Source organism: Jiella soli (assembly GCF_020615385.1).
Classification (GTDB): Bacteria; Pseudomonadota; Alphaproteobacteria; order Rhizobiales; family Rhizobiaceae; genus VKMB-3413.
Genome location: NZ_JAJAVB010000024.1, coordinates 39,272 through 64,599, shown reverse-complemented (window position 1 = coordinate 64,599; position 25,328 = coordinate 39,272). Strand labels below are relative to the sequence as shown.

The following is a 25,328-nucleotide window of genomic DNA, read 5'->3' as shown; positions in this document are numbered from 1 at the left end:
GCGGACGCGATGGTCGACGAACGGGAAAACCTCGTCCTCGAATTGCTGCGGGACATCAGGGCAAAGCTCGACGACCATGATCAGCGGTTCGACGAAGTGAACCACCGTCTTGTGCAGCTCGAACAGCGCACCGACGAGCTTCGCGACACGATGTTCACGATTGCCGGCTTCGCGATGCATGCCAATGTCCGGCACGAGACGGTGACCGGACGGCTCGCCACGCTGGAAGCACGAGTCGATCGCCTGGAAGAGAAAGACTGACAATGGCGAAACTGAAAGTCGACGGCAACGAGATCGAGGTCCCGGATCACTTCACGCTGCTGCAGGCGTGCGAGGAGGCCGGCGCCGAGATTCCGCGCTTCTGTTTCCACGAGCGTCTGTCGATCGCGGGCAATTGCCGCATGTGCCTGATCGAGGTGAAGGGCGGACCGCCGAAGCCGGCGGCCTCCTGCGCCATGGGCGTGCGCGATCTGCGCGGCGGCCCGAACGGCGAGCTGCCGGAGATCTTCACCAACACGCCGATGGTGAAGAAGGCCCGCGAGGGCGTGATGGAGTTCCTGCTGATCAACCATCCGCTGGACTGCCCGATCTGCGATCAGGGCGGCGAGTGCGACCTGCAGGACCAGGCGATGGCCTATGGCGTCGATTCCTCGCGTTATCAGGAAAACAAGCGGGCGGTCGAAGACAAATATATCGGCCCGCTGGTCAAGACGATCATGACGCGCTGCATCCATTGCACGCGCTGCGTCCGCTTCACGACGGAAGTCGCCGGCATCTCCGAGCTTGGCCTCGTCGGCCGCGGCGAGGACGCCGAGATCACCACCTTCCTCGAACAGGCGATGACCTCCGAGCTTCAGGGCAACGTCATCGATCTCTGCCCGGTCGGCGCGCTGACCTCGCGGCCCTACGCCTTCCAGGCGCGGCCCTGGGAGCTGTCCAAGACCGAATCGATCGACGTCATGGATGCCGTCGGCTCCTCGATCCGCGTCGACACGCGCGGTCGGGAGGTGCTGCGCATCCTGCCGCGCACCAATGACGACGTGAACGAGGAGTGGATCTCCGACAAGACCCGCTTCGTCTGGGACGGCCTCAGGACCCAGCGGCTCGACCGGCCCTATGTGCGCGAGAACGGCAAGCTGAGGCCCGCCAGCTGGCAGGAGGCCTTCGCCGCGATCAAGGCCAAGGTCGACGCGGTGGAGCCGGGCCGGATCGGCGCGGTCGCGGGCGATCTCGCCGCCGTCGAGGAGATGTGGGCGCTGAAGCGGCTGATGGACGAGCTCGGCTCCCCGAACCTCGACTGCCGCCAGGACGGTGCCAAGCTCGACCCGGCGGATGGACGCGCTTCCTATCTCTTCAACTCGACCATCGCAGGGATCGAGGAAGCCGATGCGCTCCTGATCATCGGAGCCAATCCGCGCTTCGAAGCCTCGGTGCTGAACGCGCGGATCCGCAAGCGCTGGCGGCTCGGCGGCTTCCCGATCGGCGTCGTTGGCGAGAATGTCGACCTTCGCTACGACTACACCTATCTCGGCGCGGGCACCGACACGCTCGGAAATCTGGAAGGCGCGAGCCAGGGCTTCTTCGACGCGCTGAAGAACGCAGCCCGTCCGATGATCATCGTCGGCCAGGGCGCCCTTGCCGGAGAGAACGGCGGCGGCATCCTCGCGGCCGCGGCGGCGCTCGCCCGCGAGATCGGCGCCGTCACAGAGGGCTGGAACGGCTTCAACGTCCTGCATTCGGCAGCAAGCCGGGTCGGCGGCCTCGACATCGGCTTCGTGCCGGGCGAGGGCGGCAGCAGCTTCGCCGAGATGGCGTCCGGCGCGGTCGACGTGCTGTTCAATCTCGGCGCCGACGAGGTCGAGATCGCCGAGGGACCGTTCATGGTCTATATCGGCACTCATGGCGACCGTGGCGCCCATCGCGCCGACGTGATCCTGCCGGGAGCGGCCTATACCGAGAAGGATGGCACTTGGGTCAATCTTGAGGGCCGGGCACAGGTCGGCAGCCGGGCCGCCTTCCCTCCGGGCGATGCCCGCGAGGATTGGGCCATCCTCAGGGCGCTGTCCGGCGTCATCGGCCGCACGCTCCCCTTCGACTCGCTTGCCGCGCTGCGGCGGGAACTGTATCAGTCCCACCCGTGGATGCGGTCCGACCGCATCGAAGCGGCCGATGCCGCCGCCGTGACGCGTCTGGCGGACCGGGTCGGAGCGCTGGCCTCGCAGGCCTTGGCCTCAAATATCGGCGACTTCTATCTGACCAACCCGATCGCCCGGGCGTCGAAGGTCATGGCCGAATGCTCGAAGCTCGCGCACGACGAGCATCTCGAAGCGGCGGAATAGGGAACGGCGTAACGTGGCGGATTTCTTCTCGATCTATGTCTGGCCGGGCCTGCTGATCCTCGGCCAGAGTGTCCTCTACCTGGTCGTTCTGCTCGTCCTGATCGCCTACATCCTCCTGGCGGACCGGAAGATCTGGGCGGCTGTGCAGCTGAGGCGCGGGCCGAACGTCGTCGGTCCCTTCGGCCTGTTCCAGTCCTTCGCCGATCTCTTGAAGTTCGTGCTGAAGGAGCCGGTGGTCCCGGCCAGCTCCGACAAAATCGTGTTCCTCCTGGCGCCGCTGGTCTCGGTGACGCTGGCGCTCGCGACGTTCGCCGTCATTCCGGTGTCCTTCGGCTGGGTGATCGCCAACATCAATATCGGCATCCTCTACGTCTTCGCGATCTCCTCGCTGGAGGTCTATGGCGTGATCATGGGCGGCTGGGCGTCGAACTCGAAATACGCCTTTCTCGGCGCGCTCCGCTCGGCCGCGCAGATGGTCTCCTACGAGGTGTCGATCGGCTTCGTCATCGTTACCGTCCTTCTCTGCGTCGGCTCGTTGAACCTCACCGACATCGTGCTCGCCCAGTATACCGGCCTCGGGACGATGCTCGGCCTGCCCTCGACCTTCCTCGACTGGCACTGGCTCGGCCTGTTCCCGATGTTCGTGGTGTTCTTCATCTCGGCGCTCGCGGAGACCAACCGGCCGCCCTTCGATCTGCCGGAAGCCGAATCCGAGCTCGTAGCCGGCTTCATGGTCGAATACGGCTCGACCCCCTACATGATGTTCATGCTCGGCGAGTATGCGGCCATCACCCTGATGTGCTGCCTGATGACCATACTCTTCATGGGCGGATGGCTGCCGCCCTTCGACTTCGTGCCCTTTACCTGGGTGCCGGGAATCATCTGGTTCCTGCTGAAGGTCGGCCTGTGCTTCTTCATGTTCGCGATGGTGAAGGCCTTCGTGCCGCGCTACCGCTATGACCAGCTGATGCGGCTGGGCTGGAAGGTGTTCCTGCCGATCTCCCTCGCCATGGTCGTCATCGTGGCCTTCGTCCTGCAAGTGACCGGCTGGGGCGGCGTTGGGGCGGCTGCCCTGGTCGCCGCGGGCGGTGCATGAGCGACCCGGCATTCATCGGCGCACTGGTCGGTCTGATCGTCGGCATCGCCGACTTCGTCTTGATCGGCTATCTGCGCCAGCGGATCGCTCGGGAAAAACCGTCCGAGCGCCTGGGTGCCGGTGTCGCCCTGAACGTTGCCCGCTTCTCGCAGCTGATCTTCTTTCCCGTCGTCGGCTGGTTCGTCGGGCCAATCGTCGCCGCCTCGTAGAATGGAGGCCTGAGTTCCATGTCCGCTATTGCTCAAACCGTACGATCGCTGTTCCTCGTCGAGTTCGCAAAGGCCTTCGGCCTGTCGATGCGCTACTTCTTCAAGCCGAAGGCGACGGTGAACTATCCCTTCGAGAAGGGGCCGGTGTCGCCGCGTTTCCGCGGGGAACATGCGCTGCGCCGTTATCCCAACGGCCAGGAGCGCTGCATCGCCTGCAAGCTCTGCGAGGCGATCTGCCCGGCTCAGGCGATCACCATCGAGGCGGGACCGCGTCGCAACGACGGCACCCGCCGCACGGTGCGCTACGACATCGACATGGTGAAGTGCATCTATTGCGGCTTCTGCCAGGAAGCCTGCCCAGTCGATGCGATCGTCGAGGGCCCGAACTTCGAGTTCTCCACCGAGACCCGCGAAGAGCTCTACTACGACAAGGAAAAGCTCCTCGCGAACGGCGATCGCTGGGAGCGTGAGATCGCGCGCAACATTGCGCTGGACGCGCCGTACCGATAAGCGGACGGGCGAGGCGGGCGACTCTCCCGTCGCCGCTTCCGGTGCATTCCGGCCGTATCGAACGAGACATCGGCACGGCCGCTCGGCCGCGCTTTGAAAGACCACCAAGGGAGCCCGAGGATGCTGGGCCTTCAGGCACTTTTCTTCTACATCTTCGCCTTGATCGCTGTTGGATCGGCGCTCGGGGTCGTGTTCTCGAAGAACCCCGTCCATTCGGTCCTCTTCCTGATCCTGACCTTCGTGGCCGCCGCGGGATTGTTCCTGCTGGCTGGCGCCGAGTTCCTCGCGCTGATCCTGGTCGTCGTCTATGTCGGCGCCGTGGCGATCCTGTTCCTCTTCGTCGTCATGATGCTCGATCTCGACTTCGGACGTGTGAAGCAGGGGGCGCTGGAATACGCGCCGATCGGCGCGATCATCGGTCTCGTGCTCCTGGCCGAGCTGATCATCGCGGTGACCGGCAATTACTACGACCCGCAGCTCTCCGCGGGCACGGCCCTGCCGATGCCGCCTCTGGCCGAGATGTCGAACATCCGGGCGCTCGGAAGCGTGCTCTACACCCGCTACATCCTGTTCTTCCAGCTCGCCGGGCTGATCCTGTTCGTGGCGATGATCGGGGCGATCGTCCTGACGCTGCGCCATAAGGAAGGGCTCAAGCGCCAGTCGATCCCGCGCCAGGTTGCTCGCAATCCTGCGACCGCGATCGAGGTCCGCAAGGTCGAGAGCGGCAAGGGCATCTAGGGACAATTTGGGGGCGAAAGGAACAATCGGTATGGAAGTCGGTCTCGGCCACTATCTGACCGTCGCGGCGATCTTGTTCGTCACCGGCGTCTTCGGCATCTTCATGAACCGCAAGAACATCATCACCATCCTGATGTCGGTGGAGCTGATCCTGCTCGCCGTGAACATCAACATGGTGGCGTTCTCTGCCTTCCTGAACGATCTCGTCGGGCAGATCTTCGCGCTCTTCATCCTGACGGTGGCTGCCGCCGAGGCGGCGATCGGCCTCGCCATTCTCGTCGTCTTCTTCCGTAATCGCGGCTCGATCGCCGTCGACGACGTCAACACGATGAAAGGCTGATCGCGGTGTATCCGATCATCGTCCTCCTGCCGCTCGCCGGCTTCCTGATCGCAGGCCTGTTCGGCAAGTCCATCGGCGCCAAGGCTTGCGAATATACGACCTCCGGCTTCCTGATCCTGGCCGCGATCCTGTCCTGGATCGCCTTCATCTCCTTCGGCTTCGGCGAGGGGGAGACGGTCCGGGTGACGCTCCTGCACTGGATGCAGTCCGGCGGACTCGACGTCGCCTGGTCGCTTAGGATCGACCGGCTGACGCTGGTCATGCTGGTCGTCGTCAACACCGTGTCGGCGCTCGTGCATGTCTATTCGATCGGCTACATGCACCACGATCCGCATCGGCCGCGCTTCTTCGCCTATCTGTCGCTATTCACCTTCGCCATGCTGATGCTGGTGACATCGAACAATCTCGTGCAGATGTTCTTCGGCTGGGAAGGCGTCGGTCTCGCCTCCTATCTGCTGATCGGCTTCTGGTACAAAAAGCCGTCGGCCAACGCGGCGGCGATGAAGGCCTTCATCGTCAACCGCGTCGGTGATTTCGGCTTTGCGCTCGGCATCTTCGGCGTGTTCGTCCTGTTCGGCTCGGTCAATCTCGACACGATCTTCGCGGGCGCCGCGGACGTCGCCGCGCAGATCGGGTCCGGTGCGCATGCGGAGGCGGCGGGTGAGGCCGTGGCTGCCGCGACATCCACCGCGATGACCGACACCGTGCTGACCTTCGCCGGCTACGCGCTGACCATGGGCGGTGCGCTCACTGTCGTCTGCCTGCTCCTGTTCATGGGAGCGATGGGCAAGTCGGCGCAGATCGGCCTCCACACCTGGCTGCCGGACGCCATGGAGGGCCCGACCCCGGTCTCCGCGCTGATCCACGCGGCGACCATGGTGACGGCCGGCGTCTTCATGCTGGCGCGCATGTCGCCGATCTTCGAGCTCTCGCCTTCGGCGCTGACCTTCGTCACCTTCATCGGCGCGACGACGGCCTTCTTCGCCGCGACGATCGGCCTGGTCCAGAACGACATCAAGCGCGTCATCGCCTATTCGACCTGCTCGCAGCTCGGCTACATGTTCGTCGCGCTCGGCGTCGGCGCCTATGGCGCGGCGATCTTCCACCTGTTCACCCATGCCTTCTTCAAGGCGCTCTTGTTCCTCGGCGCCGGCTCCGTCATCCACGCCGTCTCGGACGAGCAGGACATGCGGCGCATGGGTGGGCTGAAGAACCACATCCCCATCACCTACTGGTGCATGGTCATCGGCACGCTGGCGCTGACCGGCTTCCCGTTCACCGCCGGCTACTTCTCCAAGGACGCGATCATCGAAGCTGCCTTCGTCGGGCAGAATCCCTTCGCCGCCTATGGCTGGGGCCTGACGGTTCTGGCCGCGCTTCTGACCAGCTTCTATTCCTGGCGCTTGATCTTCATGACCTTCCACGGCAAGCCGCGCGCCTCGGCCGACGTGATGCACCATGTCCATGAATCGCCGATGGTCATGCTGGTGCCGCTCTTCGTCCTTTCGGCGGGAGCGCTCCTGGCCGGCTTCCTCTTCGAGGGCGCGTTCATCGGCGAGGGCTACGGGGAGTTCTGGCATTCGGCGCTCTACACGGGCGTCGCCAACCACGTCCTCCACGAGATGCATTCGATCCCGTTCTGGATCGCCTTCCTGCCGACGGTGTGCATGATCATCGGCTTCATCATCGCCTATGTCTTCTACGTCCGTTCGCCGTCGACGCCGAAGGACCTCGCGAAGCGTCATCGCGGCCTCTACAAGTTCCTCCTGAACAAGTGGTACTTCGACGAGCTCTACGACGTCGTGTTCGTCAGGAATGCCAAGCGGATCGGGCGCTTCCTGTGGAAGACCGGTGACGGTCGGGTGATCGACGGGCTCGGCCCGGACGGCATCTCGGCCCGCGTGATGGACGTCACCGGCCGCGTGGTGAAGCTCCAGAGCGGCTATCTCTACCACTATGCCTTCGCCATGCTGATCGGTGTCGCGGCGCTGGTCACCTGGACCATGCTCGGGGGAGCGTACTGATGACCGGCTGGCCGATCCTTTCGACCGTCACCTTCCTGCCCCTGGTCGGCGCGCTCCTGATCCTGTTCATCAAGGACGACAACGAGCTCGCCCGGCGCAATGTCCGCAATGTCGCGCTGCTGACGACGGTCTTCACCTTCATCCTGTCCCTGTGGATCTGGATCGACTTCGATCCGTCCAATCCCGGCTTCCAGATGGTCGAGCAGACCGACTGGCTCGGCACCGGCATCACCTACCATATGGGCGTCGACGGCATCTCCATGCTGTTCGTCATCCTGAATACCTTCCTCATGCCGATCTGCATCCTGGCGAGCTTCGAGACCGTGAAGGTGCGGGTGAAGGACTACATGATCGCCTTCCTCGTCCTGGAGACGCTGGTAACCGGCGTCTTCTGCTCGCTCGACCTCGTCCTCTTCTACGTCTTCTTCGAGGGCGGTCTCATCCCGATGTTCCTGATCATCGGCGTGTGGGGCGGCAAGCGCCGCATCTATGCGAGCTACAAGTTCTTCCTCTACACCTTCCTCGGTTCGGTGCTGATGCTTGTCGCCATCATGGCGATGTACTGGAACGCCGGCACGACCTCGATTCCGGAGCTTCTGCAGCACAAGTTCCCCGCATCGATGCAGCCCTGGCTGTGGTTCGCCTTCTTCGCCAGCTTCGCGGTGAAGATGCCGATGTGGCCGGTCCACACCTGGCTTCCGGACGCTCACGTCGAGGCACCGACCGCCGGGTCCGTCATCCTCGCCGGCATCCTCCTGAAGCTCGGCGGTTACGGCTTCCTGCGCTTCTCGCTGCCGATGTTCCCGCTCGCCTCGGCCGATTTCGCGCCGCTGGTCTATACGCTGTCGGTCGTCGCGATCATCTACACCTCGCTGGTCGCGCTGATGCAGGAGGACATCAAGAAGCTGATCGCCTATTCGTCCGTCGCCCATATGGGGTTCGTCACCATGGGCATCTTTACGGCGAACCAGCAGGGCGTGCAGGGCGCGATCTTCCAGATGCTGTCGCACGGTCTCGTCTCGGGCGCGCTCTTCCTCTGCGTCGGCGTCGTCTACGACCGCATGCATACCCGCGACATCGCCGCCTATGGCGGCCTGGTGAACCGCATGCCGCACTATGCGGTGGTGATGCTGATCTTCACCATGGCGAATGTTGGGCTTCCCGGTACGTCCGGGTTCGTCGGCGAGTTCCTGACGTTGCTCGCCGTCTTCCAGGTCAATACCTGGGTGGCGATCTTCGCGACGACCGGCGTCATCCTGTCCGCGTGCTACGCGCTCTGGCTCTATCGCCGCGTGATCTTCGGCGCGCTGGAGAAGGAGAGCCTCCGCCAGATCCTCGACCTGTCCGGCCGCGAGAAGCTCCTTCTCTACCCGCTGGTCGTCCTCGTCATCTTCTTCGGCGTTTACCCGATGCCCGTCTTCAACGTGACGGCAGCCTCGGTCGAAACGCTCGTCAACAGCTACAGCGCAGCGCTCGAGACGGCTCCGTCCGTCGCCGGCCTGCAGTAACGCGGAAGGCTCACACGCCCATGTTTTCGGAAATGGTCGCCCACAGCCTCCCGATCGTCGCGCCGGAGCTGATCATGGCCGTCGGCGCGATGGTGCTCCTGATGATCGGCGTCTTCACCGGGGAGCGCAGTGCCCAGACCGTCACCGGCCTCTCGGTCGCCCTGATCATCATCGCCGGACTCTGGCTGGTCCTCGTCACGCCCTATGGCATCGCCTTCGGCGGCTCGTTCCTGCTCGATCCCTTCGCGGGCTTCATGAAGGTGCTGGTGCTGATCGGGTCCGCCGCGGCGGTGATCATGTCGGTGGGCTATGCCGAGAGCGAACGGTTCAACCGGTTCGAGTTCCCGGTCCTCATCGTCCTGTCGACGACCGGCATGATGATGATGGTCTCGGCGGGCGACATGATCACGCTCTATCTGGGCCTGGAGCTGCAATCTCTGGCGATCTACGTCCTGGCGGCGATCAACCGGGATTCGGTGCGCTCCACCGAGGCCGGCCTGAAATATTTCGTGCTGGGCGCGCTTTCATCGGGAATGCTGCTCTACGGCGCCTCTATGGTCTACGGCTTCACCGGCCAGATCGAGTTCGACGCGATCGCCGCGCATGTCGCGGTGAGCGGCCGCTCGCTGGGGCTCGTCGTCGGCATCGTCTTCGTGCTCGCCGGCCTCGCCTTCAAGATCTCGGCCGTCCCGTTCCACATGTGGACCCCGGATGTCTACGAGGGTGCTCCGACGCCGATCACCGCCTTCATGGCCGGTGCTCCGAAGGTTGCCGCGATGGCCCTGCTGGTCCGATTCACGGTGCAGGGGTTTGAGCCGCTCGCCGTCGACTGGCAGCAGGTCATCGTCTTCATTTCCATCGCCTCGATGGTGTTCGGGGCCTTTGCCGCGATCGGGCAGAGGAAGATCAAGCGGCTGATGGCCTATTCCTCGATCGCCCATATGGGATACGCGCTGGTCGGGCTGGCCGCGGCAAGCGTCGAGGGCGTTCGCGGCGTCGCGCTCTACATGGCGGTCTATCTCGCCATGACGCTCGGCACCTTCGCGGTCATCCTCGCCATGCGCCTGAAGGACGGCGTGGTCGAGGAGATCGACGATCTCGCCGGCCTGTCGAAGACGAATCCGGCGATGGCGGTGTTCCTGACCATCCTGATGCTGTCGCTCGCCGGCCTCCCGCCGCTCGCCGGCTTCTTCGCCAAGTATTTCGTGTTCATGGCGGCTGTGCAGGCTCAGCTCTACGCACTCGCCGTCATCGGCGTTCTCGCCTCGGTGGTCGGGCTCTACTACTATCTGCGGATCATCAAGGTGATGTGGTTCGACGAGCCGACGCACGAATTCGTGCCTATGGCGATGGAGCTCAAGGCCGTTCTTTGGGTGGCCGGGCTCTTCGTCTTCCCGGTCTACCTCTTCGTCGGCGGGCCCATCTTCACGGCGGCCGAGGCTGCGGCCAAGACCTTCTTCTGATCGTGTCGCGGGCGCCCGAGACAGAGCGCCGGCGGCTCGCCTTCGCCGAGGTCGGCTCGACCAATACCCTGGCTCTCGAAGCCGCGCGGGCCGGCGATCCCGGTCCGCTCTGGGTAACGGCCGAGCGCCAGTCCGCAGGTCGCGGTCGGCGAGGGCGCGCCTGGGTATCCGAAGCGGGAAACCTCTACGCGTCGTGGCTCGTCGTCGATCCCGCGCCTGTCGATCAGCTGAGCAATTTGCCGCTGGTCGCCTCGCTGGGGGTCCGCGACGGGCTTGCCCGGCTCCTCGGCGATCGCGCCGATCGGGCCGTGGTGAAATGGCCGAACGACGTCTTGATCGGCGGCAAGAAGGCGGTCGGCATTCTCCTCGAGAGCGAACGGCTGCCCGATGGCCGAATGGCGGTGGTCGTCGGTTGCGGCGTCAATGTCGCCCATGTTCCGACTGAGGCGCCCTATGGCGTCACCAGTCTGAAGCTTGAAGCGGCCGAGAGGCCACTCGATATTGTGTTCGACGCGGTCGCCGGCGCCGTCGAGGCGGCCTTCGCGCTGTTCCGGCGGGGCGAGGGCTTCGGCGAGGTCAGGCGCCAGTGGCTTTCGCTTGCGGTCGGGCTCGGCGAACCGTGCCGGGTCAATCTGGCCGACCGCAGCATCGAAGGCCGCTTCGAGGCGTTGGACCCGCAGGGCCGCCTGATCCTCCGGCAGGACGACGGCCGCACGATTGCGATCGCGGCCGGTGATCTTTTTTTCCTCGGCGCCGATGCGCGCGAGATGCCTGGCATTTCCGCATCCGGCGAGGCCGAAGACATGAAGAATGTGAGCAGATTGAACGAGGCTACGCGCGCCCGTCCCTAGTGCGACGGCGGCGACGACAGGAAAGACAGAAACAGTTTGAACCAGCTTCAATTCGTGCCGCTCGGCGGCATCGGCGAGATCGGAATGAATCTCGCCCTCTACGGCTATGGGCCGGAGGACGATCGCGAATGGATCGTCGTCGACTGCGGGGTCTCGTTTGCCGGGCCGGAAATGCCCGGGGTTGATCTCGTCTTCCCCGACATCCGCTTCCTGGAGGAAGAGCGCCATGCGCTGAAGGGGATCGTGATCACCCATGCGCATGAGGACCATTACGGCGCGCTCCTCGACCTGTGGCCGCGTCTGAAGGCTCCGGTCTACGCCACCGCCTTCACCGCGGCGCTGCTCGCCGCCAAGCGCGAGGGCGAGCCTGGCGCGCCGAACATCCCGGTGCAGCTCTTCAAGGCCGGCGACCGCTTCAAGCTCGGACCGTTCGAGATCGAGGCGATCAACGTCACCCATTCGATCCCCGAGCCAGTGGCGCTGGCCATCCGCTCGCCGGCCGGCACCGTCCTCCACACCGGCGACTGGAAGATCGACGCAACCCCGGCCCTGGGCGAGCCGACGGACGAGAGGCGGCTGCGCGAGATCGGCGACGAGGGCGTCGTCGCGATGATCTGCGATTCCACCAATGCGCTGCGGGAAGGCATCAGCCCGAGCGAGTCGGAGGTCTCGGCCTCGCTGGCGGAGATCATCCGCGAGGCTCCCGGCCGCGTCGCGGTCACCACCTTCTCCTCCAATGTCGGCCGCATCCGCTCGATTGCGGAAGCGGCGCGCGATGCGGATCGGCAGGTGCTTCTGATGGGCCGGTCGATGCGCCGGGTCGTCGATGTCGCGACCGAGCTCGGCTACATGGAAGGCCTGCCGCCCTTCCTTGGCGAACAGGACTTCGGCTACATCCCGCCGGAAAAGGCGGTGATCATCCTGACCGGCAGTCAGGGCGAGCCGCGCGCGGCGCTGGCGCGCCTGTCGCGGGATGAGCATCCCGCCGTGAGCTTGTCCAAGGGCGACATGGTGATCTTCTCCTCGCGCTCGATCCCGGGCAATGAGAAGCCGATCATCGAGATCAAGAACGCGCTGATCGAACGCGGCGTCAGGGTGCTGGAAGACGGCGAGAAGCTCGTCCACGTCTCCGGCCATCCGCGCCGCAACGAGATGCGGCAGATGTACGACTGGGTGCGGCCGAAGATCTCGGTGCCCGCCCATGGTGAGACGGCGCATCTCGTCGCGCACGCCGCCCTTGCCAGGGAGCAGGGGGTCAAGGAGGTGGTCGCCGCCCGCAACGGCCGCGTGATCCGACTGTGGCCGGGGCCGGCGGAGATCATCGACGAGGTGCCGGTCGGACGTCTCTACAAGGACGGCCGTCTGATCGGCACCGCCGAGGAGATGGGGATCCTGGAGCGCCGGCGGCTGTCCTTCGTCGGCCACGTCTCGGTGATGATCCATCTGACGGCGAAGCACGCGCTTCGCGATGACCCGGATATCGTCGCGATTGGCCTTCCGCAGGAGGACGAAGAGGGCGACGACATGGAGGATATCCTGATCGATGCCGCGATCGGGGCCTTCGAAAGCATGCCGCCGCAGCGGCGCAAGGACCTCGACACCGTGCGCGAGGCGGTTCGTCGCGCCGTCCGGTTCGCGGCCTATGACGCCTGGGGCAAGAAGCCGCTGGTGACGGTCTTTGTCGCCGGCGCGTAAGCGCCGGGACGGAGGCTGGAGGATGCGCCGGGCATCCGCGAAGGTCGGGTCGGAAGATCGAACTCTGGCCCGGCTCCCGGCTCTCGCGGCGCTTGGGCGGAATGTCCTGGCTGAGGGGCGGGCAAGCCCGTGTTACCCTCCCGGCGAGGAGCGGAGGAGAACAGCATGCTCGATCGATTGAACCATGTGGCGCTCGCCGTTCCCGATCTCGATGCCGCCGCGCGCCGCTACCGCGAGACGCTCGGGGCGAAGGTCGGCGCGCCGCAGCCCTTGCCCGAGCACGGCGTCACCGTCGTCTTCGTAGAACTCGGCAACACCAAGGTGGAACTGCTGGAGCCGCTGGGGGAGAATTCGCCGATCGCCGCCTTCCTCGCCAAGAATCCGAAGGGCGGCATGCACCACGTCTGTTACGAGGTGGCGGACATCGTTGCGGCGCGCGACCAGCTTCTTGGCCAGGGCGCACGAATTTTGGGGGACGGCGAGCCGAAGATCGGCGCTCACGGACGGCCGGTGCTGTTCGTCCACCCCGGCGACATGTTCGGGACGTTGACCGAGCTAGAGGAGGTGTGACCCATGGGCTGGATCTCGGGAGTCGCGATCTATTTCATCATCTGGTGGACGGCGCTGTTCGTCGTCCTGCCGTTCGGCCATCGCTCGCAGGAGGCCGGCGACGTGACGCTCGGCACCGATCACGGCGCACCGGCGCAGGCGCGGATGGGTCGCAAGGTGCTGCAGACGACGATCCTGGCGACCGCGGTCTTCGCTCTGTTCTATCTGGTGACCCAGATCTGGGGTCTCGGCCCCGACGATTTTCCTCACGTCATCCCCGGAACATGACCGGGCACGGCGGCGGACATCATCGTCTTCCATGGAGGAATCGGCGTGTGGCCGTAGTCCTCCGCCTTTGCCGCCAGACGCGAGGGGAATGTCCAAGTTGACGGCTGAAGCACCCGTGGCCGAGGGCGGATCATCGGTCTGATCGAGCGGCACGGATGCGCGCTGTAATCGTAAAGTCTTCGCAGGCAAACCATCGTAGTCCTGCCAAGGCGAAACGCCGTATCCGCGAGACTTCATCCCTGCCAGCTTCATCTGGTCAAAAAAAATGCAAGGCTTTCGCCTTGCATCAATATCAAGCGCCTGGATTTCCTTCCGACGTTCCATCGGGGCTGCGGCGACCTGCCGCGCCGGAAATCACGTCCTCCCAAGACTAGACCGCTCGAACGGGCGCCTTGACCGGCGCCTTTGTTATGCGGCGCGAACTTATCGTCGCATTTAGTGCTTGTCACGTGAAATTTGCAGGCGTGTCATCGTTTGATCGGAATTCGCGCCGACGGACGTTTCCACGGCCCGAGGGAAAGAACCGCCACCCCGATCCGACTGCCGCCTTTCCAAGCGTTCCATGACCGTTTAAGAGGCGCCTTGAAGGGCCGACATTCGCCCCGGTTTTCGACGTCATCGGACACATTATGCGACTGTCGCGATATTTTCTCCCGATCCTCAAGGAGACGCCCAAGGAAGCGGAGATCGTTTCCCACCGGCTGATGCTGCGCGCGGGAATGATCCGCCAGCAGGCGGCGGGCATCTACTCCTTCCTGCCGCTCGGCAAGCGGGTGCTGGACAAGGTCTGCAACATCATCCGCGAGGAGCAGAACCGGTCGGGCGCGGTCGAGCTTCTGATGCCGACGATCCAGTCCGCGGACCTGTGGCGTGAGAGCGGCCGCTACGACGATTACGGCAAGGAGATGCTGCGGATCGAGGACCGCCACGAGCGCGAACTCCTGTTCGGCCCGACCAATGAGGAGATGGTCACCGACATCTTTCGATCCTCGGTGCGTTCCTACAAGGACCTGCCGCTGAACCTCTACCATATCCAGTGGAAGTTCCGCGACGAGGTCCGGCCACGCTTCGGCGTGATGCGCTCCCGCGAATTCCTGATGAAGGACGCCTATTCCTTCGATCTCGACCAGGCGGCGGCCGAGACGGCCTATCACCGCATGTTCGTCGCCTATCTGAGGACCTTCAACCGCTGCGGCCTGAAGGCGATTCCGATGCGCGCCGATACCGGGCCGATCGGCGGCGATCTCAGCCACGAATTCATCATCCTCGCCTCGACCGGCGAGAGCGAGGTGTTCTGCCACCGCGACTTCCTTCAGATGACGGTGCCGGGGGAGGGCGTGGACTTCGACGATCCCGCCGCTCTGGCGGAAACGGTCCGTGCCTGGACGACGCCTTACGCCGCGACCGACGAGATGCATGACGAGGCGGCGTGGAACGCGCTGCCGGACGAGGCGAAAATGGCGGCCCGAGGCATCGAAGTCGGGCACATCTTCTATTTCGGCACCAAATATTCCAAGCCGATGAACGCCGTCGTGGCGGGCCCGGACGGCAGGGAGATCCCGGTCCACATGGGCTCCTACGGCATCGGGCCGAGCCGGCTCCTCGCCGCGATCATCGAGGCGAGCCATGACGAGAACGGCATCATCTGGCCGAAGGCCGTGGCGCCGTTCGACGTCGGCCTCGTCAACATGAAGCCGGGCGACGGCGACTGCGACCGGGCCTGCGAGGATCTCTACGCGCGGCTTCAGGCGGCCGGGCTCGATGTTCTCTATGACGACCAGGACACGCGGGCGGGAGCCAAGTTCGCGACCATGGACCTCATCGGCCTGCCGATGCAGGTGATCGTCGGCCCGCGCGGCGCCAAGGCCGGGGAGGCGGAGATCAAGATGCGCGCCACCGGCGAAAGGCTGACCTTGCCGCTCGACGCGGTGGTGCCGCGCGTGCTGTCGTGACGGCCACCGCCACAGCGGAAGGGCGCGAGGCGATGCCGGCCTCCAACACCCGGCCGTTCTCGCGCTTCGAGTGGATGATCGCCGGTCGCTACCTGAGGGCCCGGCGGCGCGACGCCGGCGTCTCCGTCATCGCCGGATTCTCCTTCGTCGGGATCATGCTCGGCGTCGCCGCCCTGATCATCGTCATGTCGGTGATGAACGGTTTTCGCGGCGAACTCCTGACCCGCATTCTCGGCGTCAACGGTCATATCATCCTCTACCCGATCGACAGCCCCCTCCGGGACTTCGACGCGGTGGCGGCGCGGCTCGAAAAGGTCCCCGGCGTCTCCTTCGCCATGCCGCTCGTCCAGGGTCAGGTGCTGGCATCGGGTGCCAACGGGACTGCGAGCAGCGGCGCGCTGGTCAAGGGCGTGCAGGGCACAGACCTCGATAAGCTGAAGCCCGTATCCGACAACATCCAGCTGGGCTCGTTGAAGGATTTCGACACCGGCAGCGGCGTCGCGATCGGCAGCCGTCTCGCCCAGGCGCTCGGATTGCGGCTCGGCGATCAGATCACCCTCGTCTCGCCCGATGGCGACGTGACGCCCTTCGGCACCAGCCCGCGGGTGAAGGCCTATCCCGTGAGCGCGATCTTCGAGATCGGCCTGTCGGAATACGACGCGGCCTATGTCTACATGCCGCTGTCGGAGGCGCAGCTGTTCTTCAATCAGGAGAACCAGGTCCAGTCGATCGAGCTCTTCGTCGAGGATCCGGACAAGGTCGCCGAGATGCAGCCGGCCATCGAGCAGGCGGCCGGGAGGCCGAACTACACGATCACCTGGCAGACGCAGAACGAATCCTTCTTCTCGGCCCTGCAGGTCGAGCGCAACGTGATGTTCATCATCCTGACGCTGATCGTGCTCGTCGCCGCGCTCAACATCATCTCGGGCCTGTTCATGCTGGTCAAGGACAAGGGCCGCGACATCGCCATCCTCAGGACGATGGGGGCGACCAAGGGCGCGGTCATGCGCGTCTTCCTGATTACCGGCGCCTCGATCGGCGTCGCCGGGACGGCGGCGGGCCTGATCCTCGGTGTTCTCTTCTGCCTCAATATCGAGAACATCCGCCAGTTCTTCTCCTGGCTGTCCGGCACGACGCTGTTCAATCCCGAATTCTACTTCCTGAGCCAGCTTCCGGCCGAGGTCGACACGTCCGAGGTCGTCATGGTCGTTGCCATGGCCGTCGGTCTGTCGTTCCTCGCGACCATCCTGCCCTCCTGGCAGGCATCGCGGCTCGATCCTGTCGAGGCTCTTCGATACGAATGATGGTAGAGAATTTCGCGCTCCGCCTGGAGCGGGTCGGACGGCACTTCACCCAGGGCGAGGGGCGGCTGACCATCCTCGACGGCGCCGAGACGGCTGTTGCGCCAGGCGAGATGGTCGCGCTGGTGGCGCCGTCCGGCGCGGGCAAGTCGACGCTGCTCCATATCGCGGGACTGCTCGAGCGTCCCGATGACGGCGAGGTCTATGTCGGCGGCGAGGCCTGCGGCACGCTCGGCGACGACGAGCGCACCCGCATGCGCCGCCAGGCGATCGGCTTCGTCTACCAGTTTCACCACCTCCTGCCGGAGTTCTCCGCGCTGGAAAACGTCATGCTGCCGCAGATGATCCTGGGGTTGAGCCAGGGCGATGCGGCGGAAAGGGCGAAGGAACTCCTCGACTATATGCGCATCGGCAAGCGGGCCTCGCATCGGCCTGCGGAACTCTCGGGCGGCGAGCAGCAGCGCGTCGCGATCGCGAGAGCCGTCGCCAATTCGCCGCATGTCCTGTTGGCGGACGAGCCGACCGGCAATCTCGATCCAACGACGTCCGGCTATGTGTTCGACGCGCTGACGGCCCTAGTCCGCCAGTCCGGGGTGGCGGCGCTGATCGCGACCCATAACCACCAGCTCGCCGCTCGCATGGACCGGGCGATCACCATCGAGAACGGCAAGATCATCCCGTTGCATTTCGACTGAGTCGGGCGCGGCTGAAGCCGCGTTCCGATCGGCAATGCGTGACGCCTGCGGTCCGACTGGCGCCGGTCGACCGGCGAAGCCTTGCGTCGATGCCCGTCAGACGCTCGCTTCCACCGTTCCAAGCTCCTTTACCATTCTGCGCCGCCAGAACAGGAAGGCCTGCGAAACGGCTTGACATCCGCGTTACCAGGAGAACAAATAGCGAACGCGGAACGTTTAGGGAACAACGCCATGCTCGCCTTTGCCAAGGACTGCCTGTCTCTCGCTGCCGTGTCCGGTTTCGTCTACGCCTTCAGCCTGTTGATCTGCGTGGTCTGATCCCGGCGATCCCGCAGGAATTCTGGGGACCGCTGGCCTCGGAGCGCTTTCGCGGCCGGGCCTTGGGGATTATGCCGTTACATGCGCGCCAGTTTCGGACCGGCGTGCGACGCGGTGCGGATGAGGAGCGAACGCCATGACGACCAGCACGGCCAGCGATCCGAAATTCGTCCATCTCCGCGTGCACAGCGCCTATTCGCTGCTCGAAGGGGCGCTCCGGCTCGATCAGATCATCAAATTCGCTGTCGCCGACGGCGCGCCCGCGATTGGAATCTGCGACACCAACAATCTCTTCGGCGCGCTCGAGTTTTCAGAGAAGGCGGCCAAGGCCGGCGTGCAGCCGATCGTCGGCTGCCAGATCGAGGTCGAATTCGGAGACGGCGAGACCTCCGGCCGCGGCGGTCGCGGCGGCGTGCCGGGCTCGGCGCCGCTGGCGCTGATCGCTGCGAGCGAGGTCGGCTATGCCAATCTCGTCGAGATCGTGTCGCTCGCCTATCTCGGTCATCCCGACAATCCGCGCCCGCACGCCCTTTTCGAGTGGCTTGCGGAACGCGGCGAGGGGATCATCGCGCTCACCGGCGGGCCGCAGGGCCCCATCGGCTTGGCACTTGCGGGCGATCGTCCGGCAATCGCGCAAACGCGGCTGGAGCGCCTGCAGGAAATCTACGGCGACCGCCTCTATGTCGAGCTGCAGCGCCAGGAGGGGCGGAGCCTGCGCGTCGAGGCGGAGACGATCAGGCTTGCCTATGAGATGGGCCTGCCGCTGGTCGCGACCAACGAGCCCTATTTCTCCTGCCCGGAGGATTTCGAGGCGCATGACGCGCTGCTCGCGGTCGCCGGCAACCGGCTGGTCAGCCAGGAGGACCGCCGGCGCCTGTCGCGCGACCACTGCCTGAAGCCGCAGGGGGAAATGGCGGTGCTGTTCGCCGACCTGCCGGAGGCGCTGCAGAACACGGTGGAAATCGCCCGGCGCTGCTCTTACCGACCGCGGACGCGGGCGCCGATCCTGCCGCGCTTCGCGGGCGCCGATGCCGACGCGGCGGAAGCGGAACGGGCCGAGGCTGCCGAACTTCGCCGCCAGGCGATCGAGGGGCTGGAGCATCGGCTCGCAAAGCTCGGAATGGCGCCGGGCGCGACGGAGGCGCAGTACCGCGAGCGGCTGGACTTCGAGCTCGGCATCATCGAGCGGATGAAGTTCCCCGGCTACTTCCTCATCGTCTCTGACTTCATCAAATGGGCGAAGGCGCAGGGCATTCCCGTCGGTCCGGGCCGCGGCTCGGGTGCCGGATCGCTGGTCGCCTATTCGCTGACGATCACCGATCTCGACCCCTTGCGCTTCTCGCTGCTGTTCGAGCGCTTCCTCAATCCCGAGCGCGTCTCGATGCCGGACTTCGACATCGACTTCTGCCAGGACCGGCGCGAAGAGGTCATCCGCTACGTCCAGGAGAAATACGGACGCGAGCAGGTCGGCCAGATCATCACCTTCGGTACGCTGCAGGCGCGTGCGGTGCTGCGCGACGTCGGCCGCGTCCTCGAAATGTCCTATGGCCAGGTCGACAAGCTGTGCAAGTTGGTGCCGCAGAACCCGGCCAATCCCGTCACGCTCGCCCAGGCGCTGGAAGAGGAGCCGCGGCTTGCCGAGGCGCGCGAGAAGGAGGAGATCGTCGACCGGCTGATCTCGATCGCGCTGAAGCTCGAAGGGCTCTACCGCCACGCCTCGACCCATGCCGCCGGCATCGTCATCGGGGATCGGCCGCTGTCGAAGCTCGTGCCGATGTACCGCGATCCGCGATCCGACATGCCGGTCACCCAGTTCAACATGAAATGGGTCGAGCCGGCGGGGCTGGTGAAGTTCGACTTCCTCGGCCTGAAGACGCTGACGACACTGAAGACCGCGGTCGACCTGATCGCGCGCAAGGGCGTCGAGATCGATCTGTCGGCGCTGCCGCTCGACGATCCTGGCACCTACGAGATGCTGACCCGCGGCGAGACGGTCGGGGTGTTCCAGGTGGAATCGGTCGGCATGCGCAAGGCGCTGATCGGCATGCGTCCGGACTGTCTGGAGGACATCATCGCGCTGGTCGCGCTCTACCGGCCGGGCCCGATGGAGAACATCCCGACCTACAACGCCAGAAAGCACGGCGAGGAGGAGCCGGACTTCATCCATCCGATGATCGAGCCGATCCTGAAAGAGACGCAGGGCGTCATCATCTATCAGGAACAGGTGATGCAGATTGCGCAGGTCCTGTCGGGCTACTCGCTCGGCGAGGCCGACATGCTGCGCCGCGCGATGGGCAAGAAGATCCGCGCGGAGATGGACAAGCAGCGGGTCCGCTTCGTCGACGGGGCGAAGAAGAACGGCCTCGAAAAGGCGCAGGCGAACACGATCTTCGACCTCCTCGCCAAGTTCGCGGACTACGGCTTCAACAAGTCGCACGCGGCCTGCTATGCGCTGGTCGCCTATCAGACGGCCTATCTGAAGGCGAACTATCCGGTCGAGTTCCTGGCGGCGTCGATGACGCTCGACGCCGGCAACACCGACAAGCTCAACGACTTCCGCATCGACGCCCAGCGGCTCGGGATCACGGTGGTCCCGCCCTCGGTCCAGACCTCCTACAAGATGTTCGAGGTCGGCGAGAACCGGATCTTCTATGCGCTTGCCGCGATCAAGGGCGTCGGTGAACAGGCGGTCGAGCATATCGTTGAGCGTCGCGGCGAGACCGGTTTCGCCTCGCTCGAGGATTTCTGCGCCCGGATCGACCCGAAGATCGTCAACAAGCGCACGCTCGAATTCCTGATCGCGGCCGGTGCGCTCGACTGCTTCGGCCACGACCGGGCGCTGCTGACCGCCAATATCGAGCGCCTGTCGGCATACGCGCTGATGGTCCACGAGAGCCGCGTTTCCGGCCAGAACGAGCTGTTCGGCGGAGCCGGCAGCGCGCCGGAGCCGTTGAAGCTCAATCCGGCGCCGCTCTGGACGTCGTCGGAGAAGCTTCTGCGCGAGTTCCAGGCGGTCGGCTTCTACCTCTCGGCGCATCCGCTCGACGAATATGCGGAGACCCTCAAGCGGCTGAACGTCAAGACGCACGCCGGGGTGGTCGCGAGCGTCAAGAACGGCGCTTCGGCGGCCAAGCTCGCCGGCACCGTGACCTCCCGCCAGGAACGCAAGACCCGCACCGGCGGCAAGATCGGCATCGTCCAGCTCTCCGATTCCAGCGGCCAGTACGAGGTGGTCCTGTTCTCCGAGACGCTCTATGCCTGCCGCGACATGCTTGAGCCGGGCGCCTCGGTCATTGTCATGGTCTCGGCGGAGGAGCGGCCGGAGGGGATTTCCTTCCGCGTCCAGTCGGTCCAGTCCCTGGAGGACGAGGCGGTGCGGATGCAGAAGGCGCTACGCGTCTTCATGCGCGACGCAGCGCCGCTCAAGGCCTTCCGCAGCCAGCTTTCGGCCGATGGAGACAGCGAGATTTCGCTGGTGCTCGTCCGCGACAATGGCGAGCGCGAGGTCGAGATCACGCTGCCTGGCAAGTATCGGGTTTCGCCGCAGATGGCGAGTGCGGTCAAGGCGGCGCCGGGCGTGCTCGAAGTCGAACTCACCTGAGGGCGATCGACGCCGGGCCGCCCGGCGGAATACCCGCAACGTCAGTCGCGGATGGGTTTAACTTCCGGCGCTTGGCGTGTCGTGCCGATCCGGGCGGGCTCTGCGTCCCGCGCAGGGTGCCGCGTGCCCCCGCGTCCGGCATGGCCGAAGGTGATGCCGGTTTCGATCGATCCGGTTCCGAACTTTGCGCGCAGCGTATCGAGCGCCGCCTCCGCCTGAGCCCGTTTTCCGGCGCCCTGATCGACGAGATCGGCCGGATCGGCAAGCCGGGCCGGCGAGAAATCTGAGCATCCGATCCCGATGAGCCGAAATCGCGTCCCATCGATCTCGCGTTCGAGAAGGGCCCGCCCGGCTGCGAAGATGCGGTCAGCGAGCCGCGTCGGGGCGGCAAGCTTGCGGTTGCGCGTGCGTAGCCGGAAGTCCGCGGTTTTGAGCTTCAGGACGATCGTCGTGGCGGAAAGATCGGTCTCCTTCAATCGCTTGGCGACGGTCTCGCTGAGGTGCCGAAGGACCGGAACGAGATCCTCGGCCCGCGCCAGATCGCTGTTGAAGGTCGTCTCCGCCGAGATGCTCTTGGCCTCGCCGCGCGGATTGACGCTGCGCTCGTCGATGCCGCGCGACAGCCGCCACAGGCGCCGCCCCATCTCGCCGTAGCGCTTCATCAGCTCGGTCTCCTCCATCGTCTGGAGCTGGCCGATCGTCGTCAGGCCGTCGCGCTGGAGGGTGCCATTCATCGCCGTGCCGACCCCCCAGATCAGCGAGATCGGCTTGTTCGCCAGAAAGCGCAGCGTCTCTTCCCGGCCGATCACCGAGAAGCCGCGCGGCTTCTGCAGATCGCTCGCCACCTTGGCCAGGAACTTGTTGTGCGACAGTCCCACGGAGACGGTGATGCCGAGCTCGCGCTCGATCCTGGCCGCAAGCGCCGCGAGCGTCATCGCCACCGGCTGGCGGTGCAGCGCCTGTGTGCCGGACAAATCCATGAAGGCTTCGTCGATCGACAGTGGCTCGACCAGCGGCGTCGTCTCGTTCATCATCGCGCGTACGGCCTTGCCGACGGAAGCGTATTTCGCCATGTCGGGCTTCAGGACGACGGCGTCCGGGCAGAGCTGCAGCGCCTTGAACATCGGCATGGCGGAGCGCACGCCGCGAATGCGGGCAATGTAGCAGGCGGTCGAGACGACCCCGCGATGGCCGCCGCCGATGATCACCGGAAGATCCGAAAGTTCCGGCCGGTCGCGCTTTTCGACGCTGGCATAGAAGGCGTCGCAGTCGATATGGGCGATGGCGAGGTCGGAGAGTTCGGGATGGGAGAGGACGCGCGGACTGCCGCAGACGCTGCAGCGCGGCCGGGCGGCGCTCTGGCGCGTCAGGCAGTCACGGCAGAAGGAGAGCGGGGGCGCGGCGGTCATGTCTGCGTTCGTCGCGAGGGGACACGGGAACCTGCAGCATATCGACAAGTCGTCTGCGGGTCAGCTATCCACCGCCCCGAAAATAGGATCTGCGCACGGAAATCGACGCTCGGCGGAGAGGCGGGCGTGCCGGTGCGCTTCTCCGAAAGTGGCCGCGCTGGGTGACGCCTCTCCTTGCACGCTTCAGGCTATCCGAAGATGATCGATCATGTCGAGATCTGGGCGGAAACGAGCGGCGACACCGGACTGCCGTCGCAAGTCATCCAGTTCATCGAGACGCGGTTTCCTGTCGAGCCCGTGCCCTCGGTCTCCGAGATCGTGCTTCACAGCGCCGGCCCGGGGAGCGGCCTCTGGCGACTGGCGCGGATGGATGACACGTTCGCCTCTCCCTACTGGGCCTATCTTTGGGGAGGCGGGCTGGCACTGGCGCGGCACGTGCTCGATCATCCGGAGACGGTGGCGGGCCGTTCCGTCCTCGACCTTGGTTCAGGCTCGGGCATCGTGGGGATCGCCGCGGCGAAGTCCGGCGCAAGGCAGGTGATCGCTGCCGATACGGATCGGTATGCGGTTGCGGCGACGGCGCTGAATGCCGCAGCGAACGAGGTCGTGCTCGCCACGGTCTGCGGCGATCTGACCGCCGGTGCTCCGCCCGATGTCGACGTCGTTCTCGTGGGCGATCTGTTCTACGAAGCGGATCTGGCCGCCAGGGTCGCAGCCTTTCTCGATCGCTGCGTGAGCGCCGGCATTGCCGTTCTTGTCGGCGATCCGCGGCGCGACTTCCTGCCTCACTCGCGTCTGCGGCTTCTTGCCGAATATCCCGCCATGGACTTCGCGGGTCCGGCCGGTTCGAGGCCGAACGCGGTCTTCTCCTATGTAGGCTGACCGGCCGGCACGACACTCTGGCGCAAGAGCCGGAAGCGCCCGAGGGGGAGTCCTGGCGGAGCCCTGTCGGCGCCCGGCGCCGATCGGCGGTCAGCCTCGGCCGTCGCAGCCGAGCCAGCCGGCAATGATCGCCTCCGCCTCCGGCCAGTCCGCGGCGGAGACCGCTCCCGCCGGCAGTGGCGGCAAATGCGGGCGAAATGCCTCATCGGCCATCAGATGCAGGAGATGGACATCGGGCGCGCTGCGTCGCACAGTCTCCAGATTGGGCGGAAGATCGTCGGCGAAGACCAGCGGGCCCGCCCAGCGCTCGGCAAGCTCTGCGACGACAGCACCTTTCGAGCGCTCGGTGGCGATCATCGGAAAGTGGAGGCCGTTTCTGTCGAGAAGACCCCGGCGCAGCGGATAGAAGCTCGGCGTCATCGCCGTGAGAAAGACGATGTCGGCGGCGCCGGACAGCCGCGCAAGCGCCTCCGCGACGCCGGCGACCAGCGGCTGGCGCTGGTCCTGCTCCTCGAACAGCTTGGCCGTGATTCCGTCGAGCTCGTGTCCGGTGAGGGCGGCGCCGGTCGACAGCGACCGGACATTGCCGGTGAGCCGGAAGCTTTCGGGACTGAGATGCGCCCCGTATTCGGCGAGGAGCCTGCGGAACGGTCCGATGAATTCCAGGATGACTTCATCGACATCGAGAATCAGGAGGGCGTCATGCGCCGACCCGAGGCTTGCGACCGGCGGTCCGGCCGTGACGGTCTCGCGGCTCATTCGCCGCTCTCTTCGCCGGGGCGGGCGAGGGCGCGGCGTGCCTCCCCGATTCGCTCGGGAGGCGTGTTCGAAGCCTGCGCAAAGGCGAGGAGGGTCGGCTCGTGGCCCAGGATGAAATCGAGTACACCGGGAAGAAATCCGGCCGATGCCGCCGCCTGTCTCAGCTCCGCCACGCTCAGTCCGGTCAAGGCCAGGAACCGGTCGAGAAGGACGCGGTCGGATGCGATGAAACCGAGGGCGGATATCGCCAGATCTTTGGCCGTGCTTTGATCCACGCCGCGACTGCGGCGGGCCGAGCCCGCTGCAATCTTATCGTTAACCGATCGCAACTGTCGGATTCCCAATTCTTAAATGAAGTTTCGCTACACCGGGGTCTGGATAGCGCAAGTTCGCGGGCCGGTCGAGGCAAGGAGTATCGGCGATGTCAAAGACTGTTATGATCGTCGAGGACAACGAGCTCAACATGAAGCTCTTCCGGGATCTTCTGGAGGCGCATGGCTATGCGACCGTGCAGACGCGCAGCGGTCTCACCGCTCTCGATCTGGCGCGGGAGCACCGGCCGGACCTGATCCTGATGGATATCCAGCTGCCCGAGATCTCCGGTCTCGACGTCACAAGGCAGCTGAAAAGCGATCCGGAACTCTACAAGATCCCGGTGGTGGCCGTGACGGCCTTCGCCATGAAGGGCGACGAGGAGAGGATCCGGCAGGGCGGCTGCGAGGCCTATATCTCCAAGCCGATCTCGGTGAACCGCTTCATGGAGGTGATCCGCTCCTTCCTCGACCAGGCGTGAGCGAAGCC

At 65.3% G+C, this 25,328-nt stretch carries 23 protein-coding genes; 20 read left to right on the top strand and 3 right to left on the bottom strand.

The features are described from left to right. Positions 1-9 precede the first annotated feature (9 nt). The 18 genes from LH400_RS13825 to dnaE all read left to right on the top strand — a co-directional run bounded on the left by LH400_RS13825 (position 10) and on the right by dnaE (position 21,477). Entirely contained in the window at positions 10-261 is a 252-nt protein-coding gene (locus LH400_RS13825; RefSeq protein ID WP_229153315.1) for a hypothetical protein, read from the top strand. A 2-nt stretch (positions 262-263) separates the two neighbouring features. Continuing rightward, on the top strand, positions 264-2,339 hold the full coding sequence (gene nuoG / locus LH400_RS13820; RefSeq protein WP_229153314.1) for an NADH-quinone oxidoreductase subunit NuoG: 2,076 nt from the start codon (positions 264-266) through the stop codon (positions 2,337-2,339). Positions 2,340-2,352: 13 nt separating this feature from the next. Continuing rightward, entirely contained in the window at positions 2,353-3,435 is a 1,083-nt protein-coding gene (gene nuoH, locus LH400_RS13815; protein WP_229153313.1) for an NADH-quinone oxidoreductase subunit NuoH, read from the top strand. After that, entirely contained in the window at positions 3,432-3,644 is a 213-nt protein-coding gene (locus LH400_RS13810; RefSeq protein WP_229153312.1) for a hypothetical protein, read from the top strand. Before nuoH ends, LH400_RS13810 begins: the two co-directional genes overlap by 4 nt. 18 nt (positions 3,645-3,662) lie before the next feature. After that, positions 3,663-4,154, top strand: a complete 492-nt coding sequence (nuoI, locus tag LH400_RS13805) for an NADH-quinone oxidoreductase subunit NuoI (protein ID WP_229153311.1) — start codon at positions 3,663-3,665, stop codon at positions 4,152-4,154. A 123-nt stretch (positions 4,155-4,277) separates the two neighbouring features. Beyond that, on the top strand, positions 4,278-4,892 hold the full coding sequence (locus tag LH400_RS13800) for an NADH-quinone oxidoreductase subunit J (RefSeq protein WP_229153443.1): 615 nt from the start codon (positions 4,278-4,280) through the stop codon (positions 4,890-4,892). Positions 4,893-4,923: 31 nt separating this feature from the next. Continuing rightward, positions 4,924-5,232, top strand: a complete 309-nt coding sequence (nuoK, locus tag LH400_RS13795; protein ID WP_229153310.1) for an NADH-quinone oxidoreductase subunit NuoK — start codon at positions 4,924-4,926, stop codon at positions 5,230-5,232. A gap of 5 nt (positions 5,233-5,237) precedes the next feature. Then, positions 5,238-7,256, top strand: a complete 2,019-nt coding sequence (gene nuoL / locus LH400_RS13790; RefSeq protein ID WP_229153309.1) for an NADH-quinone oxidoreductase subunit L — start codon at positions 5,238-5,240, stop codon at positions 7,254-7,256. Next, positions 7,256-8,764: an NADH-quinone oxidoreductase subunit M gene (locus tag LH400_RS13785; protein ID WP_229153308.1), complete on the top strand. Its 1,509-nt coding sequence runs from the start codon at positions 7,256-7,258 to the stop codon at positions 8,762-8,764. Before nuoL ends, LH400_RS13785 begins: the two co-directional genes overlap by 1 nt. Before the next feature lie 20 nt (positions 8,765-8,784). Continuing rightward, positions 8,785-10,227, top strand: a complete 1,443-nt coding sequence (gene nuoN / locus LH400_RS13780) for an NADH-quinone oxidoreductase subunit NuoN (RefSeq protein ID WP_229153307.1) — start codon at positions 8,785-8,787, stop codon at positions 10,225-10,227. A gap of 2 nt (positions 10,228-10,229) precedes the next feature. Further along, a complete protein-coding gene (locus LH400_RS13775; protein ID WP_229153306.1) occupies positions 10,230-11,078 on the top strand; it encodes a biotin--[acetyl-CoA-carboxylase] ligase in 849 nt (282 codons plus the stop codon). A gap of 84 nt (positions 11,079-11,162) precedes the next feature. Next, positions 11,163-12,773 (top strand): ribonuclease J, encoded by a 1,611-nt coding sequence (locus tag LH400_RS13770; RefSeq protein ID WP_229153442.1) that lies wholly within the window; start codon positions 11,163-11,165, stop codon positions 12,771-12,773. Between the two features lie 165 nt (positions 12,774-12,938). After that, entirely contained in the window at positions 12,939-13,343 is a 405-nt protein-coding gene (gene mce / locus LH400_RS13765; protein ID WP_229153305.1) for a methylmalonyl-CoA epimerase, read from the top strand. 3 nt (positions 13,344-13,346) lie between these two features. Further along, on the top strand, positions 13,347-13,610 hold the full coding sequence (locus tag LH400_RS13760; RefSeq protein ID WP_229153304.1) for a DUF1467 family protein: 264 nt from the start codon (positions 13,347-13,349) through the stop codon (positions 13,608-13,610). 629 nt (positions 13,611-14,239) lie between these two features. Beyond that, a complete protein-coding gene (gene proS / locus LH400_RS13755) occupies positions 14,240-15,562 on the top strand; it encodes a proline--tRNA ligase (protein ID WP_229153303.1) in 1,323 nt (440 codons plus the stop codon). 32 nt (positions 15,563-15,594) lie between these two features. Beyond that, positions 15,595-16,866, top strand: a complete 1,272-nt coding sequence (locus LH400_RS13750; protein WP_229153441.1) for a lipoprotein-releasing ABC transporter permease subunit — start codon at positions 15,595-15,597, stop codon at positions 16,864-16,866. Next, positions 16,866-17,558, top strand: a complete 693-nt coding sequence (locus LH400_RS13745) for an ABC transporter ATP-binding protein (protein WP_229153440.1) — start codon at positions 16,866-16,868, stop codon at positions 17,556-17,558. Before LH400_RS13750 ends, LH400_RS13745 begins: the two co-directional genes overlap by 1 nt. 454 nt (positions 17,559-18,012) lie before the next feature. Continuing rightward, entirely contained in the window at positions 18,013-21,477 is a 3,465-nt protein-coding gene (dnaE, locus tag LH400_RS13740; protein ID WP_229153302.1) for a DNA polymerase III subunit alpha, read from the top strand. A 41-nt stretch (positions 21,478-21,518) separates the two neighbouring features. Here dnaE and LH400_RS13735 read toward each other — a convergent pair whose 3' ends face one another. Next, a complete protein-coding gene (locus LH400_RS13735) occupies positions 21,519-22,886 on the bottom strand; it encodes a DNA polymerase IV (RefSeq protein WP_229153301.1) in 1,368 nt (455 codons plus the stop codon). A 198-nt stretch (positions 22,887-23,084) separates the two neighbouring features. Here LH400_RS13735 and LH400_RS13730 point away from each other — a divergent pair, with 198 nt between their 5' ends. After that, positions 23,085-23,768, top strand: a complete 684-nt coding sequence (locus LH400_RS13730; protein WP_229153300.1) for a class I SAM-dependent methyltransferase — start codon at positions 23,085-23,087, stop codon at positions 23,766-23,768. A 90-nt stretch (positions 23,769-23,858) separates the two neighbouring features. Here the strand turns inward: LH400_RS13730 and LH400_RS13725 are convergent, their stop codons facing one another. Beyond that, positions 23,859-24,527, bottom strand: a complete 669-nt coding sequence (locus LH400_RS13725; RefSeq protein WP_229153299.1) for a hypothetical protein — start codon at positions 24,525-24,527, stop codon at positions 23,859-23,861. Continuing rightward, the gene (locus tag LH400_RS13720) at positions 24,524-24,856 is read right to left on the bottom strand and encodes a DUF3572 domain-containing protein (RefSeq protein ID WP_229153298.1); all 333 of its coding nucleotides are present in this window, start codon (positions 24,854-24,856) and stop codon (positions 24,524-24,526) included. Before LH400_RS13720 ends, LH400_RS13725 begins: the two co-directional genes overlap by 4 nt. 92 nt (positions 24,857-24,948) lie before the next feature. Between LH400_RS13720 and LH400_RS13715 the strand changes: the two genes are divergently transcribed. After that, positions 24,949-25,320, top strand: a complete 372-nt coding sequence (locus LH400_RS13715) for a response regulator (protein ID WP_229153297.1) — start codon at positions 24,949-24,951, stop codon at positions 25,318-25,320. Positions 25,321-25,328 lie beyond the last annotated feature (8 nt).